This window comes from Pantoea sp. BAV 3049 (assembly GCF_009765445.1).
Taxonomy (GTDB): domain Bacteria; phylum Pseudomonadota; class Gammaproteobacteria; order Enterobacterales; family Enterobacteriaceae; genus Erwinia.
Genome location: NZ_WHOY01000031.1, coordinates 3,525,871 through 3,548,930 on the forward strand (window position 1 = coordinate 3,525,871; position 23,060 = coordinate 3,548,930).

Annotated in this window: 29 protein-coding genes; 16 read left to right on the plus strand and 13 right to left on the minus strand. The window is 54.4% G+C overall.

The genetic code is table 11. From position 1 onward, the window contains the following. Positions 1 to 78 precede the first annotated feature (78 nt). The 5 genes from GSQ70_RS17445 to GSQ70_RS17465 are packed head-to-tail and all read right to left on the minus strand — an operon-like array spanning position 79 to position 4,480. Positions 79 to 849, minus strand: coding sequence for an amino acid ABC transporter ATP-binding protein (locus GSQ70_RS17445; protein ID WP_158783727.1), 771 nt, complete (start codon positions 847 to 849; stop codon positions 79 to 81). Then, positions 846 to 1,820: an amino acid ABC transporter permease gene (locus GSQ70_RS17450; RefSeq protein WP_158783728.1), complete on the minus strand. Its 975-nt coding sequence runs from the start codon at positions 1,818 to 1,820 to the stop codon at positions 846 to 848. Before GSQ70_RS17450 ends, GSQ70_RS17445 begins: the two co-directional genes overlap by 4 nt. Continuing rightward, entirely contained in the window at positions 1,817 to 2,704 is an 888-nt protein-coding gene (locus tag GSQ70_RS17455; protein WP_158783729.1) for an ABC transporter substrate-binding protein, read from the minus strand. Before GSQ70_RS17455 ends, GSQ70_RS17450 begins: the two co-directional genes overlap by 4 nt. Before the next feature lie 19 nt (positions 2,705 to 2,723). Continuing rightward, entirely contained in the window at positions 2,724 to 3,518 is a 795-nt protein-coding gene (locus GSQ70_RS17460; protein ID WP_158783730.1) for a deaminated glutathione amidase, read from the minus strand. 2 nt (positions 3,519 to 3,520) lie between these two features. Beyond that, the gene (locus tag GSQ70_RS17465; protein ID WP_158783731.1) at positions 3,521 to 4,480 is read right to left on the minus strand and encodes an ABC transporter substrate-binding protein; all 960 of its coding nucleotides are present in this window, start codon (positions 4,478 to 4,480) and stop codon (positions 3,521 to 3,523) included. Between the two features lie 133 nt (positions 4,481 to 4,613). Here GSQ70_RS17465 and GSQ70_RS17470 point away from each other — a divergent pair, with 133 nt between their 5' ends. Further along, on the plus strand, positions 4,614 to 5,972 hold the full coding sequence (locus GSQ70_RS17470) for an aminotransferase class I/II-fold pyridoxal phosphate-dependent enzyme (protein WP_158783732.1): 1,359 nt from the start codon (positions 4,614 to 4,616) through the stop codon (positions 5,970 to 5,972). On the opposite strand, the gene GSQ70_RS17475 is transcribed toward GSQ70_RS17470, so the two are convergent. From GSQ70_RS17475 to pagP, 3 genes are all read right to left on the minus strand, one after another. Further along, entirely contained in the window at positions 5,953 to 6,381 is a 429-nt protein-coding gene (locus GSQ70_RS17475) for a GNAT family N-acetyltransferase (RefSeq protein ID WP_158783733.1), read from the minus strand. The genes GSQ70_RS17470 and GSQ70_RS17475 overlap by 20 nt on opposite strands. Positions 6,382 to 6,798: 417 nt before the next feature. Next, positions 6,799 to 7,008: a transcription antiterminator/RNA stability regulator CspE gene (cspE, locus tag GSQ70_RS17480; RefSeq protein WP_004156612.1), complete on the minus strand. Its 210-nt coding sequence runs from the start codon at positions 7,006 to 7,008 to the stop codon at positions 6,799 to 6,801. A 150-nt stretch (positions 7,009 to 7,158) separates the two neighbouring features. Next, positions 7,159 to 7,698, minus strand: coding sequence for a lipid IV(A) palmitoyltransferase PagP (gene pagP / locus GSQ70_RS17485; protein ID WP_304623064.1), 540 nt, complete (start codon positions 7,696 to 7,698; stop codon positions 7,159 to 7,161). 1,086 nt (positions 7,699 to 8,784) lie between these two features. Between pagP and GSQ70_RS17490 the strand changes: the two genes are divergently transcribed. Next, positions 8,785 to 10,098: a hypothetical protein gene (locus tag GSQ70_RS17490; protein ID WP_158783734.1), complete on the plus strand. Its 1,314-nt coding sequence runs from the start codon at positions 8,785 to 8,787 to the stop codon at positions 10,096 to 10,098. A 120-nt stretch (positions 10,099 to 10,218) separates the two neighbouring features. Continuing rightward, positions 10,219 to 10,464, plus strand: a complete 246-nt coding sequence (locus GSQ70_RS17495; RefSeq protein WP_158783735.1) for a hypothetical protein — start codon at positions 10,219 to 10,221, stop codon at positions 10,462 to 10,464. A gap of 483 nt (positions 10,465 to 10,947) precedes the next feature. Here GSQ70_RS17495 and GSQ70_RS17500 read toward each other — a convergent pair whose 3' ends face one another. Continuing rightward, positions 10,948 to 11,805 carry a hypothetical protein gene (locus GSQ70_RS17500; protein WP_158783736.1) on the minus strand — a complete coding sequence of 286 codons (858 nt, stop codon included), beginning with the start codon at positions 11,803 to 11,805 and terminating at the stop codon, positions 10,948 to 10,950. 444 nt (positions 11,806 to 12,249) lie between these two features. On the opposite strand from GSQ70_RS17500, the gene GSQ70_RS17505 reads away from it, so the two are divergent. From GSQ70_RS17505 to GSQ70_RS17565, 13 genes are all read left to right on the plus strand, one after another. Next, on the plus strand, positions 12,250 to 13,164 hold the full coding sequence (locus GSQ70_RS17505) for a sigma 54-interacting transcriptional regulator (RefSeq protein WP_158783737.1): 915 nt from the start codon (positions 12,250 to 12,252) through the stop codon (positions 13,162 to 13,164). A 146-nt stretch (positions 13,165 to 13,310) separates the two neighbouring features. Beyond that, the gene (locus GSQ70_RS17510; RefSeq protein WP_158783738.1) at positions 13,311 to 13,541 is read left to right on the plus strand and encodes a hypothetical protein; all 231 of its coding nucleotides are present in this window, start codon (positions 13,311 to 13,313) and stop codon (positions 13,539 to 13,541) included. 70 nt (positions 13,542 to 13,611) lie between these two features. Then, positions 13,612 to 13,983 (plus strand): EscI/YscI/HrpB family type III secretion system inner rod protein, encoded by a 372-nt coding sequence (locus GSQ70_RS17515; RefSeq protein WP_199257274.1) that lies wholly within the window; start codon positions 13,612 to 13,614, stop codon positions 13,981 to 13,983. An 8-nt stretch (positions 13,984 to 13,991) separates the two neighbouring features. Further along, positions 13,992 to 14,759, plus strand: coding sequence for a type III secretion system inner membrane ring lipoprotein SctJ (sctJ, locus tag GSQ70_RS17520; protein ID WP_158783739.1), 768 nt, complete (start codon positions 13,992 to 13,994; stop codon positions 14,757 to 14,759). Beyond that, positions 14,746 to 15,351, plus strand: a complete 606-nt coding sequence (locus tag GSQ70_RS17525) for a hypothetical protein (RefSeq protein ID WP_158783740.1) — start codon at positions 14,746 to 14,748, stop codon at positions 15,349 to 15,351. The genes sctJ and GSQ70_RS17525 overlap by 14 nt, the downstream gene beginning before the upstream one ends. Next, positions 15,320 to 15,934: a type III secretion system stator protein SctL gene (gene sctL / locus GSQ70_RS17530; protein ID WP_158783741.1), complete on the plus strand. Its 615-nt coding sequence runs from the start codon at positions 15,320 to 15,322 to the stop codon at positions 15,932 to 15,934. The genes GSQ70_RS17525 and sctL overlap by 32 nt, the downstream gene beginning before the upstream one ends. Positions 15,935 to 16,074: 140 nt before the next feature. Further along, a complete protein-coding gene (locus GSQ70_RS17535; RefSeq protein WP_158783742.1) occupies positions 16,075 to 16,302 on the plus strand; it encodes an HrpF protein in 228 nt (75 codons plus the stop codon). Beyond that, the gene (locus GSQ70_RS17540) at positions 16,289 to 16,684 is read left to right on the plus strand and encodes a hypothetical protein (RefSeq protein WP_158783743.1); all 396 of its coding nucleotides are present in this window, start codon (positions 16,289 to 16,291) and stop codon (positions 16,682 to 16,684) included. Before GSQ70_RS17535 ends, GSQ70_RS17540 begins: the two co-directional genes overlap by 14 nt. A 13-nt stretch (positions 16,685 to 16,697) precedes the next feature. Continuing rightward, positions 16,698 to 18,815: a type III secretion system outer membrane ring subunit SctC gene (gene sctC, locus GSQ70_RS17545; protein WP_233268336.1), complete on the plus strand. Its 2,118-nt coding sequence runs from the start codon at positions 16,698 to 16,700 to the stop codon at positions 18,813 to 18,815. Positions 18,816 to 18,828: 13 nt separating this feature from the next. Then, on the plus strand, positions 18,829 to 19,014 hold the full coding sequence (gene hrpT / locus GSQ70_RS17550) for an HrpT family type III secretion system protein (RefSeq protein ID WP_158783744.1): 186 nt from the start codon (positions 18,829 to 18,831) through the stop codon (positions 19,012 to 19,014). Further along, positions 19,011 to 19,334: a hypothetical protein gene (locus tag GSQ70_RS17555; protein ID WP_158783745.1), complete on the plus strand. Its 324-nt coding sequence runs from the start codon at positions 19,011 to 19,013 to the stop codon at positions 19,332 to 19,334. The genes hrpT and GSQ70_RS17555 overlap by 4 nt, the downstream gene beginning before the upstream one ends. A gap of 139 nt (positions 19,335 to 19,473) precedes the next feature. Next, complete coding sequence (locus GSQ70_RS17560) at positions 19,474 to 19,872, plus strand: glycoside hydrolase family 19 protein (RefSeq protein ID WP_158783746.1); 399 nt, start codon at positions 19,474 to 19,476, stop codon at positions 19,870 to 19,872. Further along, complete coding sequence (locus tag GSQ70_RS17565) at positions 19,869 to 20,213, plus strand: hypothetical protein (RefSeq protein ID WP_233268337.1); 345 nt, start codon at positions 19,869 to 19,871, stop codon at positions 20,211 to 20,213. The genes GSQ70_RS17560 and GSQ70_RS17565 overlap by 4 nt, the downstream gene beginning before the upstream one ends. A gap of 32 nt (positions 20,214 to 20,245) precedes the next feature. Here the strand turns inward: GSQ70_RS17565 and sctU are convergent, their stop codons facing one another. The 4 genes from sctU to sctR are packed head-to-tail and all read right to left on the minus strand — an operon-like array spanning position 20,246 to position 23,060. Continuing rightward, positions 20,246 to 21,331 carry a type III secretion system export apparatus subunit SctU gene (gene sctU / locus GSQ70_RS17570; protein WP_158783747.1) on the minus strand — a complete coding sequence of 362 codons (1,086 nt, stop codon included), beginning with the start codon at positions 21,329 to 21,331 and terminating at the stop codon, positions 20,246 to 20,248. Beyond that, entirely contained in the window at positions 21,331 to 22,134 is an 804-nt protein-coding gene (gene sctT / locus GSQ70_RS17575; RefSeq protein WP_158783748.1) for a type III secretion system export apparatus subunit SctT, read from the minus strand. The genes sctU and sctT overlap by 1 nt, the downstream gene beginning before the upstream one ends. 1 nt (position 22,135) lies before the next feature. Further along, positions 22,136 to 22,396, minus strand: a complete 261-nt coding sequence (gene sctS, locus GSQ70_RS17580) for a type III secretion system export apparatus subunit SctS (RefSeq protein ID WP_158783749.1) — start codon at positions 22,394 to 22,396, stop codon at positions 22,136 to 22,138. A gap of 10 nt (positions 22,397 to 22,406) precedes the next feature. Then, the gene (gene sctR, locus GSQ70_RS17585; RefSeq protein WP_158783750.1) at positions 22,407 to 23,060 is read right to left on the minus strand and encodes a type III secretion system export apparatus subunit SctR; all 654 of its coding nucleotides are present in this window, start codon (positions 23,058 to 23,060) and stop codon (positions 22,407 to 22,409) included.

The window sequence follows — 23,060 nt, forward strand, 5'->3', positions numbered from 1 at the left end:
ATTAACGCGCACATCACCGGTCAATACAACCGCAATCTGTAACAGAGTAATATCTGCACAGCTGCATCAGGGATAATATCAGATAAATCGGCTCAGGAAAGCCTGGAATCGGGGATGTTGTGGATTGACCAGCACCTCTTCCGGCGGTCCCTGCTCCACCACCACTCCGCCATCCATAAAGACCACCCGATCCGCGGCTTCACGGGCAAAGCCAATTTCATGCGTCACCACCACCATTGTCAGCCCCCGATCGGCAAGAGTGCGCATGGTAGCCAGTACTTCCCCCACCAGCTCCGGATCCAGCGCCGAAGTTGGCTCGTCGAACAACATCAGCTTAGGCCGGATCGCCAGCGCGCGGGCAATCGCCACTCGCTGCTGCTGCCCGCCAGAAAGATGACGCGGCCAGGCATCCGCTTTATCACTCAACCCGACCGTAGCCAGCAGCTCGGTAGCGTGGCGTGTGGCCTCTTCCCGTGACTGCTTGTGCACGCCAATCGGCGCTTCGATGATATTCTGCAGCACCGTCATATGCGGATAGAGGTTGAACTGCTGAAACACCATGCCAATCTCCTGGCGCTGACGGGCAATTTTCCGCGCCGACAGGCGGTGCAACATTCCTTTCTTCAGCTCATAGCCCACCTGGTGGTCTCCGACCATAATGGACCCGGCGTTCATATCTTCCAGATGGTTAATGCAGCGCAGGAAGGTGGATTTTCCGGAGCCGGACGGCCCGAGGATCACCACTACTTCACCAGGCATCACGTCCATATCGATGCCTTTCAGCACCTCATTATCGCCATAACTTTTCTGCACTTTACGCGCGCGAACCAGCGGCTGAATTTCGCTCATACATCCTCCTTACGGACCAAAGGACGGTTGACCATCGGAGTGGCTTTGCTGTCCAATGCAGTCTGGCGACGCTTCGCCACTGTCACAGTACGGCGTACACCTCTGGAGTAGTAACGTTCAATCGCTGACTGACCGACATTGAGAATTGAAGTGATAAGCAGATACCAGATCACCGCTACCATCAGCATCGGGATCACTTCAAAGGTTCGGTTATACACCGACTGTACCGAATAGAGCAGATCGCCCATGGCGATAACACTCACCAGCGAGGTTGCCTTGATCATACTGATCAGCTGGTTGCCGGTTGGCGGGATAATCGAACGCATCGCCTGCGGAATAATAATACGGCGCAATGCGCGTGCGCGGCTCATCCCGAATGCCTGAGTCGTTTCCACCTGACCGTTATCCACCGACTGCAAACCGCCACGAATGATTTCCGCCATGTAGGCCGCTTCATTCAGTGCCAGACCCGCGATGGCAGCGGTCAACGGGGTGATAAGGTCGTTGGTGTTCCAGCTTGCGAATACCGGTCCGCCCAGCGGAATACCAAGGGTGATTTTTGGGAACAACGTTGACATGTTGTACCAGAATATCAGTTGCACCAGCAGCGGAGTGCCACGGAAGAACCAGATATACAGACCAGATAAACCGCTCAGCAGACGATTATCCGACAGGCGGCAAACCGCCAGCAGCAAGCCCAGCAGGGTGCCGAGGATCATCGAGACCACGGTCAGCCCCAGCGTGACCTGCAGCCCCTTCATCACCGAAGCCTCGGTAAACCACTTCAGCACCACGTTCCACTCGAAATTGGGGTTGGTGGCTACCAGCCAGGCAAAGTTAGCGGCAATCACCAGCACCACAATCCAGCAAACCAGGCGTCCATAGCGTGGTGCGCTGCGGGCGAAAGCCACATCGCGCTGTTGCACGTCTGCCCTTTCCCTGGCTCGTGAATCGGTGGTGCCTTTGATCATTTCGCTACCCCTTTCGCCAGGTTAACCCCCGGCTGCGTGATCATGTTGCCATCCAGTTTCCACTTCTTCATGATTGCCGCGTAAGTCCCGTTGGCGAACAGCTCTTTGTAACCGTCGAGCACCACTTTGCCCAGCTCAGAATCTTTCGGCACCACGGTGCCCTGGAAGATATCGCCAAAGCCGTTTTTCTTACCCTGACCGGTCAGTTCCAGCTGACCGTGCGCCTGGTCGACGAAATAGACCAGTGGTGCCTGAGAAGAGAAGAAGGCGTCAGAACGTTTGGAGCGTACCGCCAGGATAGAAGAGGGCTGGTCGGTGAAGGACTGCACCGTCACGGCTGGTTTACCGGCTGCGGTACAGACTTGTGACTGCTTGCGGATCACCTGCTCGGCAGAACCGGCAGCCATCACGGCAATGCGTTTGCCGCAGGTATCATCCAGGCCGTTGATACTGGACGGGTTGCCTTTCTGCACGGCAAATACCACGAACTCCTGCACGAAATCGATAAAGTCGTTTTTCTCCTGGCGGTCCGGATAATCGCCAATCGGGCCGATGGCCAGCTGGTAACGACCCGATTTGATCCCGGCCAGCACGCCTGACAGGCCACTGACCGTTGCATGTTCAATTTTGATCCCCAGCACCTGCGCCAGTGCCTCGGTAAGATCGGCAGAAGCACCGGTCATGGAAGTCGGGCCTTCAACGATCTCGTACGGAGGGAAAGAACCGTTGTTTACCGAGATCATTTTACCGGCCTGTTTGATATCAGCGGGTAAACGATCGTGCAACGCCTGATCCATTTTCTGTGCCGGAATGGCATCTGCGGCCTGAGCCAGGCCCGCGGTTAAGCCCAGAGCCAGAGTGATGGCAGTGGCAATCTTCTTCATCAGTAAACTCCCCGTTATTTTATTTATTGTTAAGTTCTGGACGAGCAAAACGACGGTTTTCCAGCACCGGCAGGACGTTGCGGGCATGAGCAATGCGGGCAGGATCCAAATCAGCAAACACCAGCGCCGGAGCTTCGGCGGCTTTGGCAATCGCCACGCCCAGCGGGTCAACAACCAGACTGTTACCGATATTGCGCGGGCCGCACTCGCCCACCGCCACCAGATAACAGGTGTTTTCTAACGCACGGGCGGTAACCAGTACCTCCCAGTGCATCTCCTTCAGCGGGCCTTTCACCCAGGCTGCAGGCAGCACCAGCACGTCAGCACCATCCAGTACCAGGCGGCGGGCCTGTTCCGGGAAACGCACGTCATAGCAGGTCATCAGACCCACTTTCATCCCGGCAACATCGACCAGCGGCGGAACTTCATTGCCTGGCGTAACGTTGCGTGATTCCTGCATGGCGAAGGCATCATAGAGATGGAGTTTGTCGTAGCGGGCAACGATTTCGCCGTTGCGAATGGCAATCAGCACGTTTAGCGCACGGCCATCACCGTTCGGCACGTGTACGGTCATCATGGTTGTCAGATTATTGCCACGGCTGGCCGCGTAAACCTCAGTCAGGAACGGGCCATTCAGCGGCTGGGCGGCTTTCAGCACCAGATCCGGATCGGCGATATCACGGGCCAGCACGCCTTCCGGCAGCACCAGTAAATCAGCACCACCAGCTCCGGCCTGAGCCATCAGGCCGGTAATGGTTTCGGCATTTTCCTGCCACTCGCGGCTGACCGCGAACTGTCCTAATGCAACTTTCATCGTTATGCTCCTGTGATCACGGCGGGGAACAGCTCTTCCGGCGTGAGGCGGTGTGAGGTAATCCCCTGCTCAAAAAGCTCGCTGGCAAAATCACCAATCATCTTCTTGTTAGCTGTAAAACCGTTGGCGTTCCAGTCGGCAGGTAAATCCTGCGCGGTGCGTCGCAGATCGTCGAGCAACCACGGGGTGGTATCGGCGTATTTTTCGCGTTTGTCATTCCACAGCTTCGCAGATTGTTCAATGAGTTCGCTGACCTGCTGCGGGATGTCCGGATGGGCTTCGGCAATTTCGGGTTTGAAGGCCAGCAGATGGTGACCGGGGATATAGCCCACGCGGTTAAAGTATTCCAGCTCGGCCTGGCGGAAATCAGTTTGCAACTGACGCAGACCGGATCCCTTCAGGAAGAAGCCCTGCGGCATGAATGGCGTAAATACCGCATCCAGCTCGCCCGCTCTGAGCAGGTCGATCAGCGGATGCTCGCCCGGTGCAGCTTCAATGCGTCCGGGACGACCAAAACCGTTCAGGCGATCGACAATCGGATGCTCCGGCGTCAGGCGCCCAGCAAACCAGTAAGCATCATCAATGTCCACACCGGCTTCACGCAACAGCGCACGTGTCCAGGTATTCCCGGAGTCCTGCCAGCCGGTCACGCCGATTTTTTTCCCTTTCAACTGGTCCAGAGTGACGATCGGATTATCTTCGGTGGTGATGATGCAGCGCTGACGGAAACCGCGCATCAGGAAGTGAGGCAGCGCCAGCAGCGAGTTATCGCCCTTCGCCCTCAGTTGAGCATAGCGGCTGAAGGAGATTTCAGCCGCGTCATAGTCGCTGCTGGTTGCCAGATCGCCCACCAGCGTTCCCACGCGATGCACCTCCAGCTTAAAGCCCTGTGGCTTGATATCGCCCAGTGCCAGCGGCGTGAAATAATCCCAGTCTCGTACCGCCAGTCTGATCGTAACCATCTGCTCTCTCTCGTTGCCTGAAAGCGCCAGAACAGAGCGCTTAAATAGTGTTCAATTAATGCTTGAATTTGATACTAGATCGATAATAATATCTGTACAATATTTTCTTTGTTACTGAACAAACGGATTTCTTATGACCTCACCGCTGGACCTGAACTGGTTTGTTGAACGCCTGACGGATGCCTCGGTAAAAGGGATTGCGGGCGTAACAGCGGGACTGATCCGCGAGGGGCAGATCCCGATCGGCACTCATCTGCCGTCGGTGCGGGATCTGGCTGAAGCGTTAGGGGTCAGTCCAGCGACGGTCTCAGCGGCATGGGGCCAGCTTAAGCGACAAAAAGTGATCGCCGGGAAGGGACGTAGCGGAGTCTGGGTTTGCGGCGATAACGTGACGTCGAGACCGGTGCGTTTCGAGAAGATCGGCAATTATGGCGACAATATCCGTGCCGATCTCGCCATGGCCTCACCGGATCCGGCCCTGCTTCCCGACCTGAAACAGGCGATGCTTCAGGGGATCCAGTGCCCGCAACTCAACAGCTACCAGCGCGATCCCATCGCCCAGCCGCTGCTGACAGCCATCCGGTCTGGCTGGCCCTATCAGGCCGAGGCGTGGCTGGCGACAGACGGCGGATTTGATGCGATGAACTGCATCATCCAAACGCTGTTTTCGCCGGGGCAAAGGGTCATCATTGAAGATCCAACCGCCACCCGCCTGCTCGATATGCTGGATAATATTGGCGCAGAGGTGATGCCACTGGCCTGCGATGAACACGGGCCATTACCTGGCGCGCTGGCCATGCTGTTGAACAAAGGGGCCACGGCAATGATCTATCAGCCCAGAACACATTCCGCTACCGGCCATACCGTCAGTGAAGCACGCAGTGAAGAGCTGGCTAAAGTGCTGATGGGCACCAGCACGATGATTATTGAGGATGACGGGATTGGTGAGCTTTCGGCTTATCCGCTATGGAGCCTGGGGCGCTATTTTCCGGAGCGCACGCTGCACGTACGCTCCTATTCCAAAGCCTATGGCCCCGATCTGCGGCTGGCGGTGTTATCCGGCCCGCGTGAGCCGCTGAAGCGCATTCAGTCATGGCGAAACTTTGGTGCCAGCTGGACCAGCCGTATTCTGCAGCAGGCCGTAGCGTGGATGTTACAGGATGAGAGCACTCAGTTGCAGATTCAGCAGGCGAAAGCCATCTACAGCGGACGCCGTCGTCAGCTGCTGGCCGCGCTGGCCGCCAGAGGGCTGACGCTGCCGGATCGTGACGGGCTGAGTATTTTTATCCCGGTGCAGTCCGAACAGTTCGCCATGATTACCCTGGCTGCCAGAGGCATTGCCGTGTTGCCCGGCGAACGATGCCGCAGCGGCGGAGTCCAGTTTATCCGTGTGAGCATTGCGATGATCCAGCCTGACAGCATCAACAGCATTGCCGATGCGCTGGTGCTGGCCTGCGGTCAGGACATTAATGCTATTGGTTCAGATCTTTAATCAGATAGCGTGGAGAGTCGCTGTAGCCTTCGCGGGCATAAAACGCATTGGCTTTGATCCGACGTTCGTGGCAGTGCACCTCCACCCGATCACAACCGCGCTCGCGGGCCAGCTCTTCTGCATGCTGCAGCAACTGCTGCCCTGCCCCTTTGCTGCGTTCACCTTCAGCTATGCAGAAATAGCTGACGCGGGCAAAATCACCGGCCAGCGCCAGCTGAGGGATAAAATGCAGCGACAGGAAACCCAACACGGTACTGCCGTGCTCGGCGATCAGCAGCTGTTCAGTCTGGTCATCAATCAGCTGTGCCAGACGACGGTCAATAAAATCCCCGGTATTTTCATAGCCCAGTTCGGTTAACAGGGCGCTCAGGGCAAAACTGTCTTTTGGCTGCGCCATTCGGATCTTCATCGCTGTTCCTCCAGGTTTGAGCCTGATTCACTGGCTCTTCATCGCTTATGTTTATAGCCTGCCTGCCAGGATTAGCAACCCCCGGCACAACAGGGATTTGTTACAGAGACAGGGCAATTATTCTGAAGTGGGACGAGGGAACGGCATTCTGTAGTGGTCGGGCTGCTGATTAATGTTTCCTTAATAATGTTTCGCCACACTATGAGCTAACTGCTCTAAGAGATGACAAACATGAACCTGATCCCCAAATCCCTGAGCGAAGGCGTCGCCGTTGCCATCAGTCTGATCGCCATTCTTTTCTGGCTTGAGCAATTTTTTTCCCGTTAATTCCTCTCTGCCTCCCGTACCGCACCTGGCCGGATGCGGGGCAAAAAAAAACCCGCCATCCGGCGGGTTTTTAGAATTCTGTCTGATAACTTAAATAGCGGCAACGTTAGCAGCAGATGGGCCTTTGGCGCCGTTGGTGATTTCGAACTCTACACGCTGACCTTCAGCCAGAGTTTTGAAACCGTTGCTCTGGATGGCAGAGAAGTGTACGAACACATCTTTGCTACCATCTTCAGGAGTAATGAAACCGAATCCTTTGGACTCATTAAACCACTTAACGCTACCTTTAATCTTAGACATCTATATTACCTTTACATGAAAAATGGACACTAAACTGTGTCGCCTGTTAGTACAGCAATTGCAGAGGCTTTTGTCCAGTAGACAATAAAGAAAAAGTGATAAATATCGCCTTTTTCGCAGATACGCCATCATTCCGGCCGTTTACCGCCATTAAAACTGCCAGCGGAACCAGGCGAAGTAAACGTTTCCGTTGTTGTAAGTGCCTGGAATATAAGTCATCTGGAAAGTCGCTTTACTGTAACCGATTGAAGCTAAAGGCAGTAGAGCGGGCACAGGAATATACTTCCAGTTATCACGCGCCGTCACGCCAGCGGTGTAGCCCAGACCGAGGCGGAAGTTCTGGTCATTCAGCGGACGCCAGATCTTTTCCCAGCCGTACCCCATAAAAGGTTCCCACTTATTATAAGAGTCTTTAAACGCCATGGCATAAAGGCCATTCCAGTTGCCTTTATCGTCAAAGCGTGACACTCCAAACCCGGCACCCCACGGTCGCTCGTTGTAGTGATCGGTCTTTTCTTTATCGTAGGTCCAGCGGTTATGCCATGTGATCGCAGGAACGTACAGGTCGTAACCCTGCGGCTCGTTCCATGTCGTACTGACTTTGTCACTGAAGTCTTGCCAGGTGGAGGATATAGCCGAGCCAAGTGTCCCAGCCTGCGCCGCCGGTGTTGAGACAAGTCCGCCGGACATTGCCACCATAACAAGAGAAATTCTGTATAGCTTCACGATAATTACACCTGGTGTTGAAAAAAATGCGCACATTTTTCGCATTAAGAAGGTTCAGCGTGTCTTTTTTGTCTGGCACACATTATAAGCATTCTGATTAAACAATTCATGAATGCAATGTGACTGAAATTCATGGACTGTGTTTCTTAAACTTTACGGCCAACGTCCTGATTCCGACGCAAAAACATAACATACAGAATCAGTAAATCGCGCCAGGACAACTCTTGAGTCATGAAGAACGGCCTAACAAAGCCTTAAATGACGAACAGTAAAATGATCTGAGTCATTATTTTGAGCGTATCAGACAATTTCTAGCCTGAAAGCAAAATAAATCCAATAAAACAAACAGTGTTTATCGTAAAGCACAGGCAACATCCGGGGTTAATTTGGCTTAAGTCTTTGCAATCAAATTGTTAGAAGTGAATGTCATTTCATGAAATTGATAAATATTATTTATCGATCATTGGTTAAATTTTGGTAAGATTAATCCTACTTAACAATGATAAGGAAGAGGTACCTGCGTGAGAATACGATGCTGGAGATGCGGGCACGCAAGGATTATTTTTACATCCAGCGGCGATCGGTTCGGTCACCACCACGGCGCTATTTGCGCTAACTGTAATAACCCAATAACGCTGAAAGATTGCTTATTTAATACGCGATTATCAACCGCAACTGAGGAAGAAAGTCCCCCTCAGCCCTCGCCGGAACCTGAAGAGGTAAATGCCTTTAAAACCGCCACTGGCGTGCACTTCAAGGGGTGACAGCGCATCCATCCGCGCCGCCACCCGGCCATTCAGAACAGAACCTTAAAGACACCCGTAATCGTCAGCAGCCCGACAATGAAAATGATCGCAATAATCCAGAGAATAATCTTCATTCCATTTTCCTTAATCAGAGTAAAAATTCACTACGTTGTAGTCACTTGAGTATAGAAGAGAATCTCTTCTTCTGCCTGCAAGCAACCATCTGGCAACGACGGAACACCCTACTGCATTAATCCACTCAACCGATCACATCTTAAGATTATGCTGACCGGAGTCCCTGATAGTGAATTCTGTTAACTCTTCCCGCAGTAGCCTGCAAATTTATCACGATGCCGTCGCCGAACAGCCACGGAGTTCTGAAGGTTCCGAAAAAAGTTCAGTTCACAATGAACGAAGCCAGACCAGCCTGCCCGGCGAGAGCGGTGGGATCCACCATGTTGCCAGAGCCAGCTATCACACCGCCAACGAAGCCGCGCTCCACCACAAACTGGCAGTCCTCTTTGGCCGCCATATTGACGGTGAGAACGCCGCCGATTTTCATCGCCTGATCGAAGATCGTACTCGCCAGCTGCACACCATGAACGAAACGCCAGAGTCTGTTGAAGCGGTTCTGGCCAAAGGCAGCCGGCTCGACAGCGTGGCTCAGGTTGCCCGCGGCGCGGTACGGGCCATCCCCTTTGCCGTTGCTTCGGTCGCTTTTGACACCTTTCCCCAGCTCAGCGCCTTTGCTGAAGGGGCCGCTCAGCTTGGTCTGCATGCGGGGTTGCAGTCAGGTATTGCCGATACCTTTGGCTGTGCCCTGCTGGATAAAGCCACTGCCAATACTCAATGGCTGACAGCGGAACCGTCACAACTAGAGCCGGTCATGCATCAGGTTAGCGAACAGAAAAAACCGTCCACGGGCAGACTGGCAGGAGAAAACGCCGCGGCTATTCAGAGCTACAGCGCGAGGAATTTACTGCGTCTGGGAACATCAGCGGCGGTAACAGCAAAATTTGGACCGGCCACGGCGGCTAAAGTGGACACCTGGCTGACTGCCGGAGGAGGCGTTGTCGCAGGGGGTCTGATGTCCGGAGCTACACATGCGGTAGACAGCAAGCAGGGCCGCGTTGGGGCAGAATACCTGCTGGGTCGCACTGACTGGAAAGAACAGTATACCGCGCTTAAAAATATCAACGCCTTCACCGCTCCGCTGGCCGGTGCCGCTAAGCGGCTGGCTAAACTGCCGCTGGATGTGGCAACGGATGGCTTAAGAGCCGGACGGGAAGTCTTAAGTGCGGCAGGCATGTCGAAAAATGGACTGCTGGCCGGAGGATTTGCCGCCACGTTATCTGCCCGTAGCGCCGTAAGCCAGGCCATGAAAAGCAAAGGTTTTAATGCGGCCTCGCAGGCTGCAATGAGCCACCTGACTAACTTTGCCCTCTCCGCGCCGGTCTTTGCCTCCGTACCGGCCGCCGAAATCCTTGCTCCGGAAATATCAGACAAACTGACGCAAAAATTACAGGAAAATATCCCCAAAGCGGTGCAATGGGGAGCGGACCAGTTGCAGGCCCGCCTGAGTTCACACGGGCCAGGCCGTCCGCTGAGTAACAGTTGATAGCGATCACGATCTGCGGTTTCTTTACAGATAATTCTTAGGTTGGCGCTAGAATGATAGGGTTATTCGCTATGGACTCACTTGCTATGACGCAACCCTGAAAGTTAACAAGGAGATCTTATGAGCACAGTCAACAGCAGTATGGGCAGATACAGCCTGAAAGCAAAAAATGCGGGCGACCATATTAAAGGGTCGATCGCCATCAATGATGAAGGCGGTTCGCAACTGACGTTACAAGAGTTTAATGAACATTACCTCGACGATGTGATCAACAACGTAGTTTACCCGGTCACCGGAGGAAATCGCGCCATCACTAAAGCCTTTCGTGATGAGATGATAAAGGCGGGATTTGAACAACCGCATTAAACGGCTTTGCCGGGCAGGGCCCTCTTTTTGGCCCTGCTCTCAGGCTGGCTGAGCCTCTTCCGCGGGCAGTAACAGAAATTGCTGCAGCTTTCCGTCCTGATCGGCAAAGCCTTCAAATAATTCCGCTCACCGTTGGTCCGCAGGTCACCCACCATCACAAAGGCATGATCGCCATCAATAGCGCTGCAACGGTACATTTTACCGAGCCACCATGGGTATGGCGGCTGGCTGAGGCACCGGGCAAATTAAAAGGCTTATTTCTCGTCCTGATAGTTAAACGGATTCCGTTGGGTGGCCTTTTGCCGCAGGAAGTGCCAGCCGGGGCATTATGTCGCTGGATTTTGCCACTGGCAGCAGTACGCTTCCGGCATAAAAAAACACCCTGTCAGCTTACTGCTCACAGGGTGTGATAACTTGTCCAGCGCGATCGTCAACCTCCCGTTCACGCTTTTCTCAGGGAATACCAGCTGGCGTTCCTCTGACTTATTTACTGCTCTCGCTACCACTCTGGGCACTGGCTCCGCCACCCTGCAGGGCAGAGAGAATGGCGCCCAGACCGAGCATCTGCAATGCACCACCCAGCTTACCGGCGATGCCGCTGCTGTCCTGGCTGCTGCCTTCCTGAGTGCCGCTGTTACTTTGCGCAGCTGTTGGTGAAGAGCCGGTGCCGGTTCCAGACTGGCCGGAAGCATCGGAGCTGTCAGAAGACTGTCCGAGCATCTTTTTAATCAGATCCATCAGTTGGGTCATGATATCACCGCTACCGGAAGCATCCTGTGAGCCGGAAGTGCCGCTACCGCTGCTGTTACCGGCTGCATTGCCGGAAGAACTGTCACCGGATGACTGGCCGAGCATCTTTTTGATCATATCCATCAGTTGGGTCATGATATCGCCACTGCCAGAAGCCTGCTGGCTGCCTGAGCTGCCGTTTCCGCTGCCATTGCTGGCATCGGTGCCGGATTTGTCACCGCCCTCAGCCCCTTTACCCTGCAGCAGCTGCACGATGGCGTTCAGCAGTTGGGTAAGGCTGTTAGTGACGCTGTTCTGATCGCTATTTGCCCCCTGACCGCCTTCGCTACCGCTGCTGTTTTTCACCGCATCGTTAGTGGCCTGGCCGCCAAACTGCACGCCCTGGCCGCCTACTTTGCTCAGCGCGCTGGAGCCGAAATTCAGCGCGCTGCTCAGGCCATTCCCGCCCTGCGATCCGCTATTACGCGAACCATTAATGCCGATATCCTGGCGTCCCTTGCCGGAGAGATCGGCACCCGGCATCTCCATACCGCCTGCTTTACCCCCACCCAATACGCCGCCTGCTCCGCCGCCTATTTTCATGCCACTCATAGGTACCTCCATTAATTGAAATGTGTACTTCTGCGAGTCAGCCCACCCTGATTGGAGCCGTGGTGCCCCAGGCTTTTGCTCACTTCATAGGTGGAAGATGACGGTGAAGGGTTCCCTGTTAAGATTGGAAAGGCTCATTTCCGGCAATCTAAATTACACATTCTTAACGATTAGCAATCTAAATAATGTACTTGTTTACACATATTAATCAGTCATCTGGCCCATTTTTGTAGGGATTTCCCTACCTTTCGGCACGGAGATCCCCACAACAACTTCAGATGAAACTGATAGCCGCGCAAGGCCAGGCTAGTAAATAGTAAGTAAAAATTGAGTGTTACCACCGGGCGTTTGGGTCCCGGATTCTGTTGTATTTCGTCTCTTATTTCACATCAGGTTGCCAACTGAATTTGTAATAAATTCGTCTGAGGGAAGACAGGAGAAAATATGTTTACGGGCAGTGATAACAAGACAGATCTGGCAAGAGCAGACATTCACGCTAACCTGCATCCGATGGTTAATACACTCGCACCGCTGAAGGTCGACCTTTTGCTGGAGGGCGAAACGGGTACCGGCAAAGATACTCTGACAAGACGGATTTATCAGCTATCCGGTGCAAAGGGACCGCTGGTTCCCGTGAACTGTGCCGCCATCCCGGAAAACCTGGCCGAAAGCGAGCTGTTCGGCGTGATGGCCGGTGCCTATACCGGTGCCAGCCATTCCCGCGCCGGGTATATCGAAACCGCAGACAAAGGGATCCTGTTTCTGGATGAAATCGACAGCATGCCACTGATCCTGCAGGCTAAATTACTGCGGGTGCTGGAAACCCGCGCGATTCACCGATTGGGTTCAACACAGCCGATTACGCTGGACTTAAGGGTCATTGCCGCATCGCAGACCCCGCTGGTCGACCTGGTCGATGAAGGACGTTTTCGTCGCGATCTCTACTTCCGCCTGTCGACCATTAAAATTGAAACACCGACGGTGCGTTCTCATGCCGAACTGATTATTCCGCTGTTCCGCCGGTTTACTCAGGAAGCGGCAATGCGCCTTAAACAATCCATTCCACCCCGATCGCTGGCGCTGGACGAGGCCCTGCTGCTGCACAGCTGGCCGGGAAATATCCGCGAGCTGAAAGCCGCAGCCGAACGCCATGTTTTGCGACTGCCGCCGCTGTGTGATTTTTCTCCCTGCGATGGCGAAGCTACCCTGCTGAAAGATCGCCTGCGCAGAATCGAACGCAGCCTGATTAAAGAGTGCCTGAACCGGCACGGCCATAAAATCGATGATGTGGTGCATGAATTAGGTATTCCGCGCCGGACGCTCTATCACCGGATAAAATTACTGAATATCGTTGCCTGAGCAGGTAATTGCGCTCGAATATTTTTTTATTACATTCATCCCGACAAAAATAAAATAAAAAAAATTTGGAACCCTTTTTATTCCGCTCCCACTTAATAAACGAATACGCTGATGTTCAAACTCACTTTTTAATCAGGAGTCACACTATGTCTGCAATCTCTAGTGGTATCTCAACTGCAGCTGCTGCAGCCACCAAAACAGAAAGCGCAACTGACGGTGCAAGCTTCATGTCGCAGATGCAGGACGTACAGGGCCAGATGCAGCAGGATATGGTTGATAAAGCCAAGCTGGATGCACAGAACAACAAAATGAACGGTATTGCAGATAGTGCCAGCAAGGCCGGCTCTGCTGCTGCTCAGGTGAAGATCCAGTACTAGTCTGGCTTCATAGTGCGGCCCGGGCCCCGGTCCGCACTGCTCTTCCACTCGCTTGTATGAGTCCACCGCCATGAAAATAGCTTCTTCACAGGCAGGGTTAACCCACGCCGATATGGCAGAGAAACCCTCCCTGGCGCAACCCGATCAGACCGATGTCGATTTTTTCTCCGCACAGTTAAAAGAAGAACCTCAGGTGGAAAAAGTCTCCGCACCGGCCAACGTGACTCATTTTCTCTCCGGACTGGCCAATACCATGAATAATAATGAGCGGGAAAGAAAGCAGACCTATCAGGATTTGCAGAAGGCCTCCCGCTCGTCCAACTTATTAGAATTCAGCCAGGCCAACGCCGCGCTGTCAAACTATTACATTGAAAATTTAATGAATGCCAAGATTGTCGCCAAAGGCGTACAGAGCATTGATAAACTGACCAACCTACAGTAGCTATTGCGATGAAAACCCTCCTGCTGAAATGGCTGGCGACGCTGTCGCTGGTGCTGCTGCTGGCCGGCTGCGGCGACAAAACCGTGCTGTACAGCGGACTGGCTGAAAACGACGCCAATGACATCATCGCTGAGCTGAATCAGCACCAGATCGCCGCGGATAAAGTGATAGATAAAGCGGGGATTTCAGTCTCTGTGGACGCCAGATATATCGAACGAAGCGTAAAAATCCTCGACTCTGCCGGGCTGCCACGCAAAGCGCGTACCAATCTGGGCGAGGTTTTCCAGAAAAGCGGTGTGATCTCCAGCCCGATGGAAGAACGGGCACGCTACATCTATGCCCTGTCGCAGGAAGTGGAATCCACTCTGGCGCAGATTGATGGCGTGGTGGTGGCCAGGGTCCACGTGGTGCTGCCAGAACGGTTAGCACCTGGAGAACCAGTCCAGCCCGCTTCTGCTTCGGTGTTTATCAAATACCATAATAACCTCGACCCGGACAGCATCGAGCCGCGTATCCGTCAGATGGTGGCAACCAGTATTCCCGGTCTGGCGGGGAAAAGTGACAAGGATCTGGCCATTGTTTTTGTGCCTGCCCAGACCTATGAAGATCGGGTCGAAGTGGTTCAAATGGGGCCGTTCCAGCTCTCCACGGATGAATACTCTACGGTGAAATGGATCTTCTCCCTGTTGGCTATTGTGCTGCTGGCCGCCTTCGCCCTGCTGCTGTTCCGGCCGGGCCGCAAAAATAAAGGAAAGCCTGCCAATGAGCTGGGGTGAGGAGCAGGCTCAGGCGTGGCTGCACTGGTGGCATCAGGGTTACTGGCAACTGGCGGATGAAAGCTGGGCCAATAACGGTTTTTACGCCCTGCCCGCCGATCAGCAACAGGCGCTGGCCTGGCAGCACCCGCAGGCCGTGGCGGCCAGCTTTGGCATCCGCGCCGACCTGCCGCCAGAGCCGCAGTCCCGCCTGCTGACGCTGATTGAGCTACCCGGGGAAGCCTGGCTGCGGCTGCTGGCCCTGCTGGCCGGTATCTGTGCACCACAGGCTGAACCGCCAGGGCTAAGCAGCGCCAACCTGATCTGGTGTCGCCGCCTGGCAAGGGCGCTGCGCTGTGAAAGCTGGCTTCCGGCTGGCTACTTTCAGCCCTATACCTCCGGCAGCCTGATCCTGCTGCGCAGCCTTCATCCGGAGAGCTGGCCTCGCCTGCGTTTATTGTTCCCTCGCGACTGGGTCAACCAGGTGGCAGAGTATCCCTCAGCGAAGCTACCCGCATCGCGGCTGGCTGCGTTGTTGGACGCCGCAATCTGGCAAAGCCAGCAACCTGAGAGTGTGCCGAATGTGGATCCACAAGAAAATAACCCTGCTTAACCCGCAACACTTGTCGGGTACGTTGCTTACACGTGAGCTTCTGGCTGAACATCAGCAGGCGCTGACGATATTACAAAGCGCGGAACAGCAGGCGCAGGCCTGCCTGGACGCTGCCCACCGGCAGGCTGAACAGCTGCTGAACGATGCCCGCGAGCGCAGCGCGCAACAACTGGCGGAACAGATTGCTGAGCAGCAGCAGACGTTTCTGGCCGGTGCTGAGCAACTGTTCGCCGACTGGCAACAACAGCAACAGCAGTGGCAGGCAGCTCTGTTACCTCGCGCCGAAGCCCTGCTGACACAGGCGATGAGCCAGTTGCTGGCTGAACAGCCAACGGAAGCCCGCCTGCAGGCGATGCTGCAACAGCTGTTAAAAGCGCAGGGTCGGCAGGCCGCCGCCACGCTATTCTGTTCTCCTGAACAACAGACAGTCGTGCAGGAGTGGCTGGTACAGCATCCGCAGCTGGCATGGCAGATCAGCAGTGATACCACCCTGCCTGCCGACAGCCTGTTGCTGACCACTGAACAGGGTGAACTGCATCTTAGCTGGTCACAACTCTGCGCAGCGTTGCTTCCCGTTAGCTGACCTTGATGCCCACACGCTCAGCTCTCCGCTCCGGATTTTTCGCCGAAGAAGTTACCTCCCCACAACATTTTTCCCCCCCGCCTGGAACCTGTCGGCCCAACATACCACTTAATGTCAGACCCCCACAGGAGACCGACAAGATGAGCAACGACGACTCTATCCAGCGTCGCTTAACCAATCAGGTGGTTCACGCGCAGAAAGACATGTACCAGTTTGCGCAGAATAGCCAGGACCAGCCTTTTAACGTTAGCGATATGTACGCCTTCCAGAATGAGATGCTCGACCTTTCTAATGCCAACTGGGCCAGCTCACAGTACACCCAGTACAAACACGGCATTCGCAAGGCGATCATTGATGCCATCAACTGATGTTGCTGCCCTGACGGAGCAATGTCTTGACCAGTCAGATGGCGAACTGGCGCTGTGGATTGACGGCATGCCCGTCAGGCTGCAGCGCCTGCCCGGCGGCTGGTTCTGGCTTGCTGAATTAACTCTGCCCGTGCCGGTTGATGGCCGGGTAATGCAGGCGGCACTCAGGCTGTCCCGCCCTGCCCTGGCACACTTTACCGATCGGACTGCCGCCCTCTGCTTTAACCCGCAGACGGAGGTGTTGTGCCTGATCATCCGCCTGAAAAATGACCAGACCGACTATGCAGTTGCGCTGCTGGAAAGCCTCTGTAACCAGTGCGAAGTCTGGCAGGATTCCCTGCTGAGCCTGCTCACGCGGCAAGGCGTTACGATGTCCGTATAATAAGGAGAGAAGCGTGTCTCAACCGCTGTCTGCTTTTTTACCGTTCCGTCCGCTGCTTCTGGCACTGGCGATCGGGTTATCAGTGTCACACGGCTATGCCAGCACCCCGGATGAGTGGAAAGACGGCGCCTATGCCTATTCCGCTGATAATACCCCGTTAAGCGTGATCCTGCAGGATTTTGCCAGCAGTCACGGTGTTGATGCCAACGTCAGCGGCCTGCCGGATACCTTTGTAACCGCCCGTCTGCGCTCAGACAATGCCGAAGCCTTCCTGAACCGGCTGGCGCTGGAGTACCGCTTTCAATGGTTCGTTTATAACAACACGCTCTATGTCAGCCCCCAGTCTGAACAGACATCACGGCGTCTGAAAATCAGCCCTGATGCCGCGCCGGATATCAAACAGGCTCTGCAGGGAGTTGGCCTGTTGGAACCTCGCTTCGGCTGGGGCGAACTGCCTGACGAAGGCGTGGTACTGGTGACCGGGCCGCCGAAGTATGTCGATCTTATTGCTGAGTTCAGTAAAAAGTCGGAGCCGGAAACCAGCGAAGATAAGCAGATGATGGCCTTCCCCCTGAAGTATGCCGATGTAGCGGATCGCACCATCAAATACCGCGATCAGACACTGGTCGTGCCCGGCGTGGCCACCATGCTGAATGAGCTGCTGGGACAAAACAGCAACGGCTCGGCCAATGGCACCACCACCACGCAGAATGGCCGTGGCGACAGCAACAGCCCGTATCAGGCGATGCAGAGTGAAAGCCGCAGCATTATGGAGCAGATGATTGGTCGTAATACCCGGCTGGGACGCAGCAACGCGCAGGACCAGAGTCAGGGGAAAGCCTTGCAGGGCAAAGTTTCCGCCGACGTGAGAAATAACACCCTGCTGGTCCGTGACAATAAAAAGCTGCGCTCTGAGTATCAGGAGCTGGTGAAAATGATCGACGTGCCGCAGAAGCTGATCGAGATTGACGCGGTGATCGTCGATATCGATCGCAACGAGCTGGCACGGCTCTCCACTAACTGGTCAGGACAATTTGGCAACGTCACCGCCGGAGCCTCTATGCTCAGCGGCACCAGCACGCTTTTTGTCACGGACTTTAACCGCTTCTTCGCTGATATCCAGGCGCTGGAAGGCGAAGGCACAGCCTCAATTATTGCCAATCCGTCGGTACTGACGCTGGAGAACCAGCCTGCGGTGATCGACTTCAGCAATACCGCCTTTATTACCGCTATCGGCGAGCGCGTGGCCGATATCCGCGAAGTCACCGCTGGCACCAGCCTGCGCGTGACGCCCCGTTCCATCGGAGCGAATCCGGGCAAAGCGGCGGTGCAGTTGGTGGTGGATGTGGAAGATGGCAAGCTGGATAAAAACGAGGACGGCAGCGCACAGGGCACCGAAAATGGCGTGATCAGCACCCAGGCACTGGTGCAGGAAAAACGTTCGCTGGTCATGGGAGGCTTCCACACCAAACAAAGTGGGGATGATGAGCAGCGCGTACCGATCCTCGGTAAAATTCCGCTAATTGGCAAACTGTTCACCTCGAATAATCACACCACTTCCCAGCGTGAGAGGCTGTTTATCATCACCCCGCATCTGATTGGCGATCAGGTGGATCCTTCCCGCTATGTGGATGCGGATAATCGCGATCAGGTCAACGATACGCTGCGCGATATCAACCGCCGCCATCAGTTTGGCGATATGAAGCGCACCATTGAGAGTGGGATGCAGGATCTGGCGGAAAACCGACTGCCGGGAGGCTTGCAGGCCACGCAGACTGGCCTGGCATTGAGTTCGCTGTGTAATATCCCGCTGACCTTCCGCACCAGTGCGCGGCACCAGTGGTACGGCAACAGCTCAATGCAGATCGCCGTGGGCGTGATCACTAACACCAGCGGTAAAGAAGCCCGCTTTGATGAAGCAGCCTGCCGCAGCGACCGTACGCTGGCCGTCTCGGCTTGGCCACATACACGCCTGAAGCCGGGAGAATCGACCGAGGTGTACGTTGCGTATGACACGCAGATCCCGGCACGCCCTGCCCGCGTTTCGCTGCTGAAGTCACCGGATGGCTATGTACCGGCAGCACCTGTCGCTGCAGGCACCCGATCGTCAACCCGTCTGCTGTCGCGTTAAGGGAGTGAGAAAGATGAAGAAGCCGTTTTTAGTGCTGGCGCTGGCACTGCTGTTATCCGCGTGTGCGAAGCCAAAGTTTGCCGGATGCAATGATGTCTCCTGCCGCCCGGTCTCCGACGATCATGCGATGACCATCTGGTGGCAGCCGGACATGCGTAACGGCCCGTTCGACTATTCGCAAGCCTCGGTGAACGAATGATTTGGGTGGACAATATGGCGGCCTTCCTGGCCGCCTGGCAAAAGAGTGAAGCCTGCGGCTGGGCATCACAGCCCGGCAGCGAGCTGTTTTACCTTCCCGGCCCTTCCCCCACGCTGACGTTACGCATTTTGCCTGGCTCACTGCGGGATACGCTGCTGCGTCAGGTGCTGACGTGGCGTTTTCAGCACCCCGATCGCTACGACGGTTGTTACATCAGCATGGATGCTGATGGCGCGCTGAGCGTGATGCTCCAGCCTTCCCCGGAAGACGATCCCCACGACGCTATTAACACGCTGTATTCGCTGGTGGATCTGAACTGACCGCTTTTTACTCCGAGCGTGGCGATTACTACTCCTTTTCTTAAAAATCCTGCCGTCATATCCCTTTTAATTCCTAAAAAACCTTCAAGCATCCTAACGCTTGATGAAGATCAATCCGGTATAAATAGCTACACGGATAGTGTCTGTCTTCTCTTCTCTGACAGAAATTCCAGCCCATGGCGGAAGGGAGTACGATTATGACACCAGGATTGGTAAAAACTTAGGTAATACACTTCCTGGCGATGATCCTAAATTTATTGGACGCGGCGTACTCCATCTTACAGGACGTGATAATTACGATAAATTCGGCAAGAAATTCGGTAAAGATTACGTTAGCAATCCTGAGAGTTTAGCTAACAACCCCTATACTGCCGTGAAAGCTGCCTGTTTCTTCTGGAATTCAAGAAACCTTAACAGACTGGCTGATAATGATCATATAAGAAGTGTGACCTTAGTAGTTAATAGTGGTTTTAATGGTTATGAAGAAAGAAAATTGGCTCTAAAAAAAGCGAAACAAGTCCTTGGAGGATTCCAGTGAAAAAAATAAAATTAACAGCATTAGTAATTTCAATCCTGACATTACTCCCTTTATCTGTTCATGCTTCATCAGGCAAGTCATCTTTGCAATGCAAAAAAGAGGCACTTGTCGAAGCAAAAAAACTCTTGTCATTTTATCGTGATAATGACGAGCGAATTGTTATCGATGACGACGTCACCCCATTAACAAAAATAAAAAACCCTGAAAATAAAAAACAAATTTTTGATGTACTTGAGGTCTGGGGAAACATATATAAAGGAAAATACCGAATGCGTTTTTTATACTACCCTGACGACTGTCTGTTAATGGGTGAAGAAATTCTTGAATATGCTAATTTGTAAGTTGAAAGGCACCGTTCAGCTCTGATAAAGCATCACTCCTCAATATCCAGCACCTCATCGATCTGCTGATCTTCGATCTCTTTCAGCAGGCGATACACCTGGGCCACGGCCTTCAGCGTTTCGCGAGGGATATAGTCGCCCTCCTCCACGGTACGGAACAGCGTTCGGGTCAGCCAGACAAAGCGGATCACCGGCATATTTCGGGTTTTGGCTTCTTCAATAATATCCTGCGCTTCATAACCCTCGGCTTTAAACAGCAGGCGCGGCAGCGGTGTTTCTCCTGCGCGATAATAAAGGCCGACGGCGAAATGGGTCGGGTTAATCAGCACCATATCGGCCTCTTCCACCGCCACCTCACGTCGCGGCTTAGGCGCTTCGTTAAGGATCTGCTGCGACATCGATTTGCGGTGCCCTTTCATATGCGGGTCACCTTCGCTCTGCTTGAATTCGTTGCGGATATCTTCATGGCTCATCCGCTGTTGTTTAAGGAAGAAATACTTCTGCAGTCCGAAGTCCAGCACGCTCATCACCAGCAGCAGCGCCAGCGTTTCACGCACGATCTTCTTGAAAAGTGCCAACACCGACAGCCAGAAACCGTTCAGATCATCGCCATAAGCCAGCTGTGCCAACGGCCCCAAATCCGGTTTAATTGCCAGATAGAAAATCACTCCAATCGCAATGGCCTTCAGCACGCTGGTCAGCAGCGTGGTCAGCTGTTTGGCAGAAAACATATTCTTCAGATGGCCAACCGGGTTGATCGCATCAAACTTCGGCTCCAGCGCCTCGGTGGCAAACAGCGGGCCGAACTGGATCCAGCCGCCGAGGATCCTCAGCAGAAAAATCAGCGCACAGACGATACCGCAGAAATAGAGCAGTACCATCAGACCGTCCATTGCCACTTCCTGCATCGCGTGACCAAAGGGATCGTGGAGCCGTCCGAGCGGTAACATCACCATCGCCTCAAGACGCTGCATCCCACCCCCGACCAGCGCAAAAATCGTCTCCATCACGCCGATGCAAATCAGCAGCTTCGGGATATCCGGCGTCTGCCCTACCTGCCCCTTCTTTCGCGACTCCTTCAGCTTATGGGGCGTGGCATTTTCCGTTTTTTCTGCCATTACTTCCCTCCTTTGCCCAGCATATCGGCAAGATGGGGGATCAGATCTTTTAGCTCGAACAGCCGTTCACCACCGACGTAGTTCAGGATCGGCAGATACAGCACGAAGAACAGCATCCCCAGCAGGCATTTGGCAGGCATCGCCAGCACCGTGGCCTGCAGCTGAGGGCTGTAAATACTGAGGATGCCAACGCTGAAATCCACCAGCAACAGCAGTGCCACCAGCGGCCCGGCGTACAACACCATATGTATAAACACGCTGCCCAGCATATCCAGATAGACTTTAAATCCGGCTTCACCCGGGAACGGCAGCCACTGCATCGCGGGCCAGAGCCGGTAGCTGTCCCAGACAATCTGGGTCAGCGTCGACAGCCCCAGCCCCACCACCAGCAGCAGAATGATCGACTGCTGCATCAGAAAACCGAGCGGCGTGGCATCCGGCCCCAATTGCGGGTTGAGCTGGCCGCCCATCAGCGCCCCGCGCTGGTTATCAAACAGCGCACCCACGGACTCAAACATCCAGAACGGCATCGCCATCAGCAGGCCAATCATCACGCCGATAATCACCTCTTTCAGCGCCAGCGCCGCCAGCAAAAACAGCGACGGATCTTCAAGCGCCAGCTGCTGCTGGATCATCGGAGTGGGAAACAGCGCCAGCGCCAGCACTATCGCCGAGCGCAGGCCGCCTTTAATGGCATTGAAGGAGAAAACCGGCGACAGCAGCAGGCAGGGGAAAATGCGCGCCATCGCGAGGGTGACGGCAAGGATAAAATGATAGCCATCGAAGAGGACGTTGTTCCACATATCAGTACTTCACGTTCGGCATCATGGCAAAGGCGCTCTGCGCCAGCTCGATCAGCTCCACGCCGATCCAGCGTCCGGTTAATGCCAGCGCCACTCCCACAGCCACCAGTTTGATGGCGAATGGCAGCGTCTGATCCTGCAACTGCATCACCGCCTGCAGAAGCGAGACGATAACGCCGACGATCACCGCCACGATTAAGGGCGGTGCAGAAAGGAGCACCACCAGCAGCATTGCCTGACGAAACAGGGTCAGAATATCCATCGACGGCCCCTCACAGATAGCTGTAGAACAGGCCATCGAGCAGCCGTGTCCAGCCGCTGACCAGCACAAACAGCAGGATTTTCAGCGGCAGCGAGATAGTCATTGGCGACACCATCTGCATCCCCAGCGCCAGCAGCACGTTAGAGACAATCAGATCCACCACGATAAATGGAATGAAAATCAGGAAGCCAATTTTGAAGCCGTTCTGCAGCTCTGACAGCACAAATGAAGGGATCAGCAGCAGCGGGCTGTCGTGCTGGATGGTGTCGGCCATCTCTTTTGGCCACATGCGCTGGGCATTTTCCTGCAGATGGGTGAGGATGTCCGGATCGGTATTTTTCACCATAAAGCGCTTTAGCGGCTCAACGCCATTGCTGACCGTGTACTCCAGCCGCTCAGCAGACTGACTGTCAATCGGCACCGTTTTTACCCGCTGGCTCATCTCATTAAACACCGGCGCCATTACAAACAGTGAAGCCGCCAGCGCAATGCCATAAATCGCCATATTGGGCGGGACTTGCTGAACCCCCATGGCGTTGCGGGTCAGCATCAATACCATGGAAATCTTCAGGAAGCAGGTGCAGACAATCATCAGAATCGGCACCAGCGATAAGGCCCCCAGAAACAGGGCCAGGGTCATCGGGTTCAGCGACAGGGAATCCAT

What these genes read in the sequence shown, in the direction of transcription:
- GSQ70_RS17445 (WP_158783727.1), bottom strand. Translation starts at nt 849, where the DNA reads ATGAGCGAAATTCAGCCGCTGGTTCGCGCGCGTAAAGTGCAGAAAAGT.
- GSQ70_RS17450 (WP_158783728.1), bottom strand. Translation starts at nt 1,820, where the DNA reads ATGATCAAAGGCACCACCGATTCACGAGCCAGGGAAAGGGCAGACGTG.
- GSQ70_RS17455 (WP_158783729.1), bottom strand. Translation starts at nt 2,704, where the DNA reads ATGAAGAAGATTGCCACTGCCATCACTCTGGCTCTGGGCTTAACCGCG.
- GSQ70_RS17460 (WP_158783730.1), bottom strand. Translation starts at nt 3,518, where the DNA reads ATGAAAGTTGCATTAGGACAGTTCGCGGTCAGCCGCGAGTGGCAGGAA.
- GSQ70_RS17465 (WP_158783731.1), bottom strand. Translation starts at nt 4,480, where the DNA reads ATGGTTACGATCAGACTGGCGGTACGAGACTGGGATTATTTCACGCCG.
- GSQ70_RS17470 (WP_158783732.1), top strand. Translation starts at nt 4,614, where the DNA reads ATGACCTCACCGCTGGACCTGAACTGGTTTGTTGAACGCCTGACGGAT.
- GSQ70_RS17475 (WP_158783733.1), bottom strand. Translation starts at nt 6,381, where the DNA reads ATGAAGATCCGAATGGCGCAGCCAAAAGACAGTTTTGCCCTGAGCGCC.
- cspE (WP_004156612.1), bottom strand. Translation starts at nt 7,008, where the DNA reads ATGTCTAAGATTAAAGGTAGCGTTAAGTGGTTTAATGAGTCCAAAGGA.
- pagP (WP_304623064.1), bottom strand. Translation starts at nt 7,698, where the DNA reads ATGTCCGGCGGACTTGTCTCAACACCGGCGGCGCAGGCTGGGACACTT.
- GSQ70_RS17495 (WP_158783735.1), top strand. Translation starts at nt 10,219, where the DNA reads ATGAGCACAGTCAACAGCAGTATGGGCAGATACAGCCTGAAAGCAAAA.
- GSQ70_RS17500 (WP_158783736.1), bottom strand. Translation starts at nt 11,805, where the DNA reads ATGAGTGGCATGAAAATAGGCGGCGGAGCAGGCGGCGTATTGGGTGGG.
- GSQ70_RS17505 (WP_158783737.1), top strand. Translation starts at nt 12,250, where the DNA reads ATGTTTACGGGCAGTGATAACAAGACAGATCTGGCAAGAGCAGACATT.
- GSQ70_RS17510 (WP_158783738.1), top strand. Translation starts at nt 13,311, where the DNA reads ATGTCTGCAATCTCTAGTGGTATCTCAACTGCAGCTGCTGCAGCCACC.
- GSQ70_RS17515 (WP_199257274.1), top strand. Translation starts at nt 13,612, where the DNA reads ATGAAAATAGCTTCTTCACAGGCAGGGTTAACCCACGCCGATATGGCA.
- sctJ (WP_158783739.1), top strand. Translation starts at nt 13,992, where the DNA reads ATGAAAACCCTCCTGCTGAAATGGCTGGCGACGCTGTCGCTGGTGCTG.
- GSQ70_RS17525 (WP_158783740.1), top strand. Translation starts at nt 14,746, where the DNA reads ATGAGCTGGGGTGAGGAGCAGGCTCAGGCGTGGCTGCACTGGTGGCAT.
- sctL (WP_158783741.1), top strand. Translation starts at nt 15,320, where the DNA reads ATGTGGATCCACAAGAAAATAACCCTGCTTAACCCGCAACACTTGTCG.
- GSQ70_RS17535 (WP_158783742.1), top strand. Translation starts at nt 16,075, where the DNA reads ATGAGCAACGACGACTCTATCCAGCGTCGCTTAACCAATCAGGTGGTT.
- GSQ70_RS17540 (WP_158783743.1), top strand. Translation starts at nt 16,289, where the DNA reads ATGCCATCAACTGATGTTGCTGCCCTGACGGAGCAATGTCTTGACCAG.
- hrpT (WP_158783744.1), top strand. Translation starts at nt 18,829, where the DNA reads ATGAAGAAGCCGTTTTTAGTGCTGGCGCTGGCACTGCTGTTATCCGCG.
- GSQ70_RS17555 (WP_158783745.1), top strand. Translation starts at nt 19,011, where the DNA reads ATGATTTGGGTGGACAATATGGCGGCCTTCCTGGCCGCCTGGCAAAAG.
- sctU (WP_158783747.1), bottom strand. Translation starts at nt 21,331, where the DNA reads ATGGCAGAAAAAACGGAAAATGCCACGCCCCATAAGCTGAAGGAGTCG.
- sctT (WP_158783748.1), bottom strand. Translation starts at nt 22,134, where the DNA reads ATGTGGAACAACGTCCTCTTCGATGGCTATCATTTTATCCTTGCCGTC.
- sctS (WP_158783749.1), bottom strand. Translation starts at nt 22,396, where the DNA reads ATGGATATTCTGACCCTGTTTCGTCAGGCAATGCTGCTGGTGGTGCTC.
- sctR (WP_158783750.1), bottom strand. Translation starts at nt 23,060, where the DNA reads ATGGATTCCCTGTCGCTGAACCCGATGACCCTGGCCCTGTTTCTGGGG.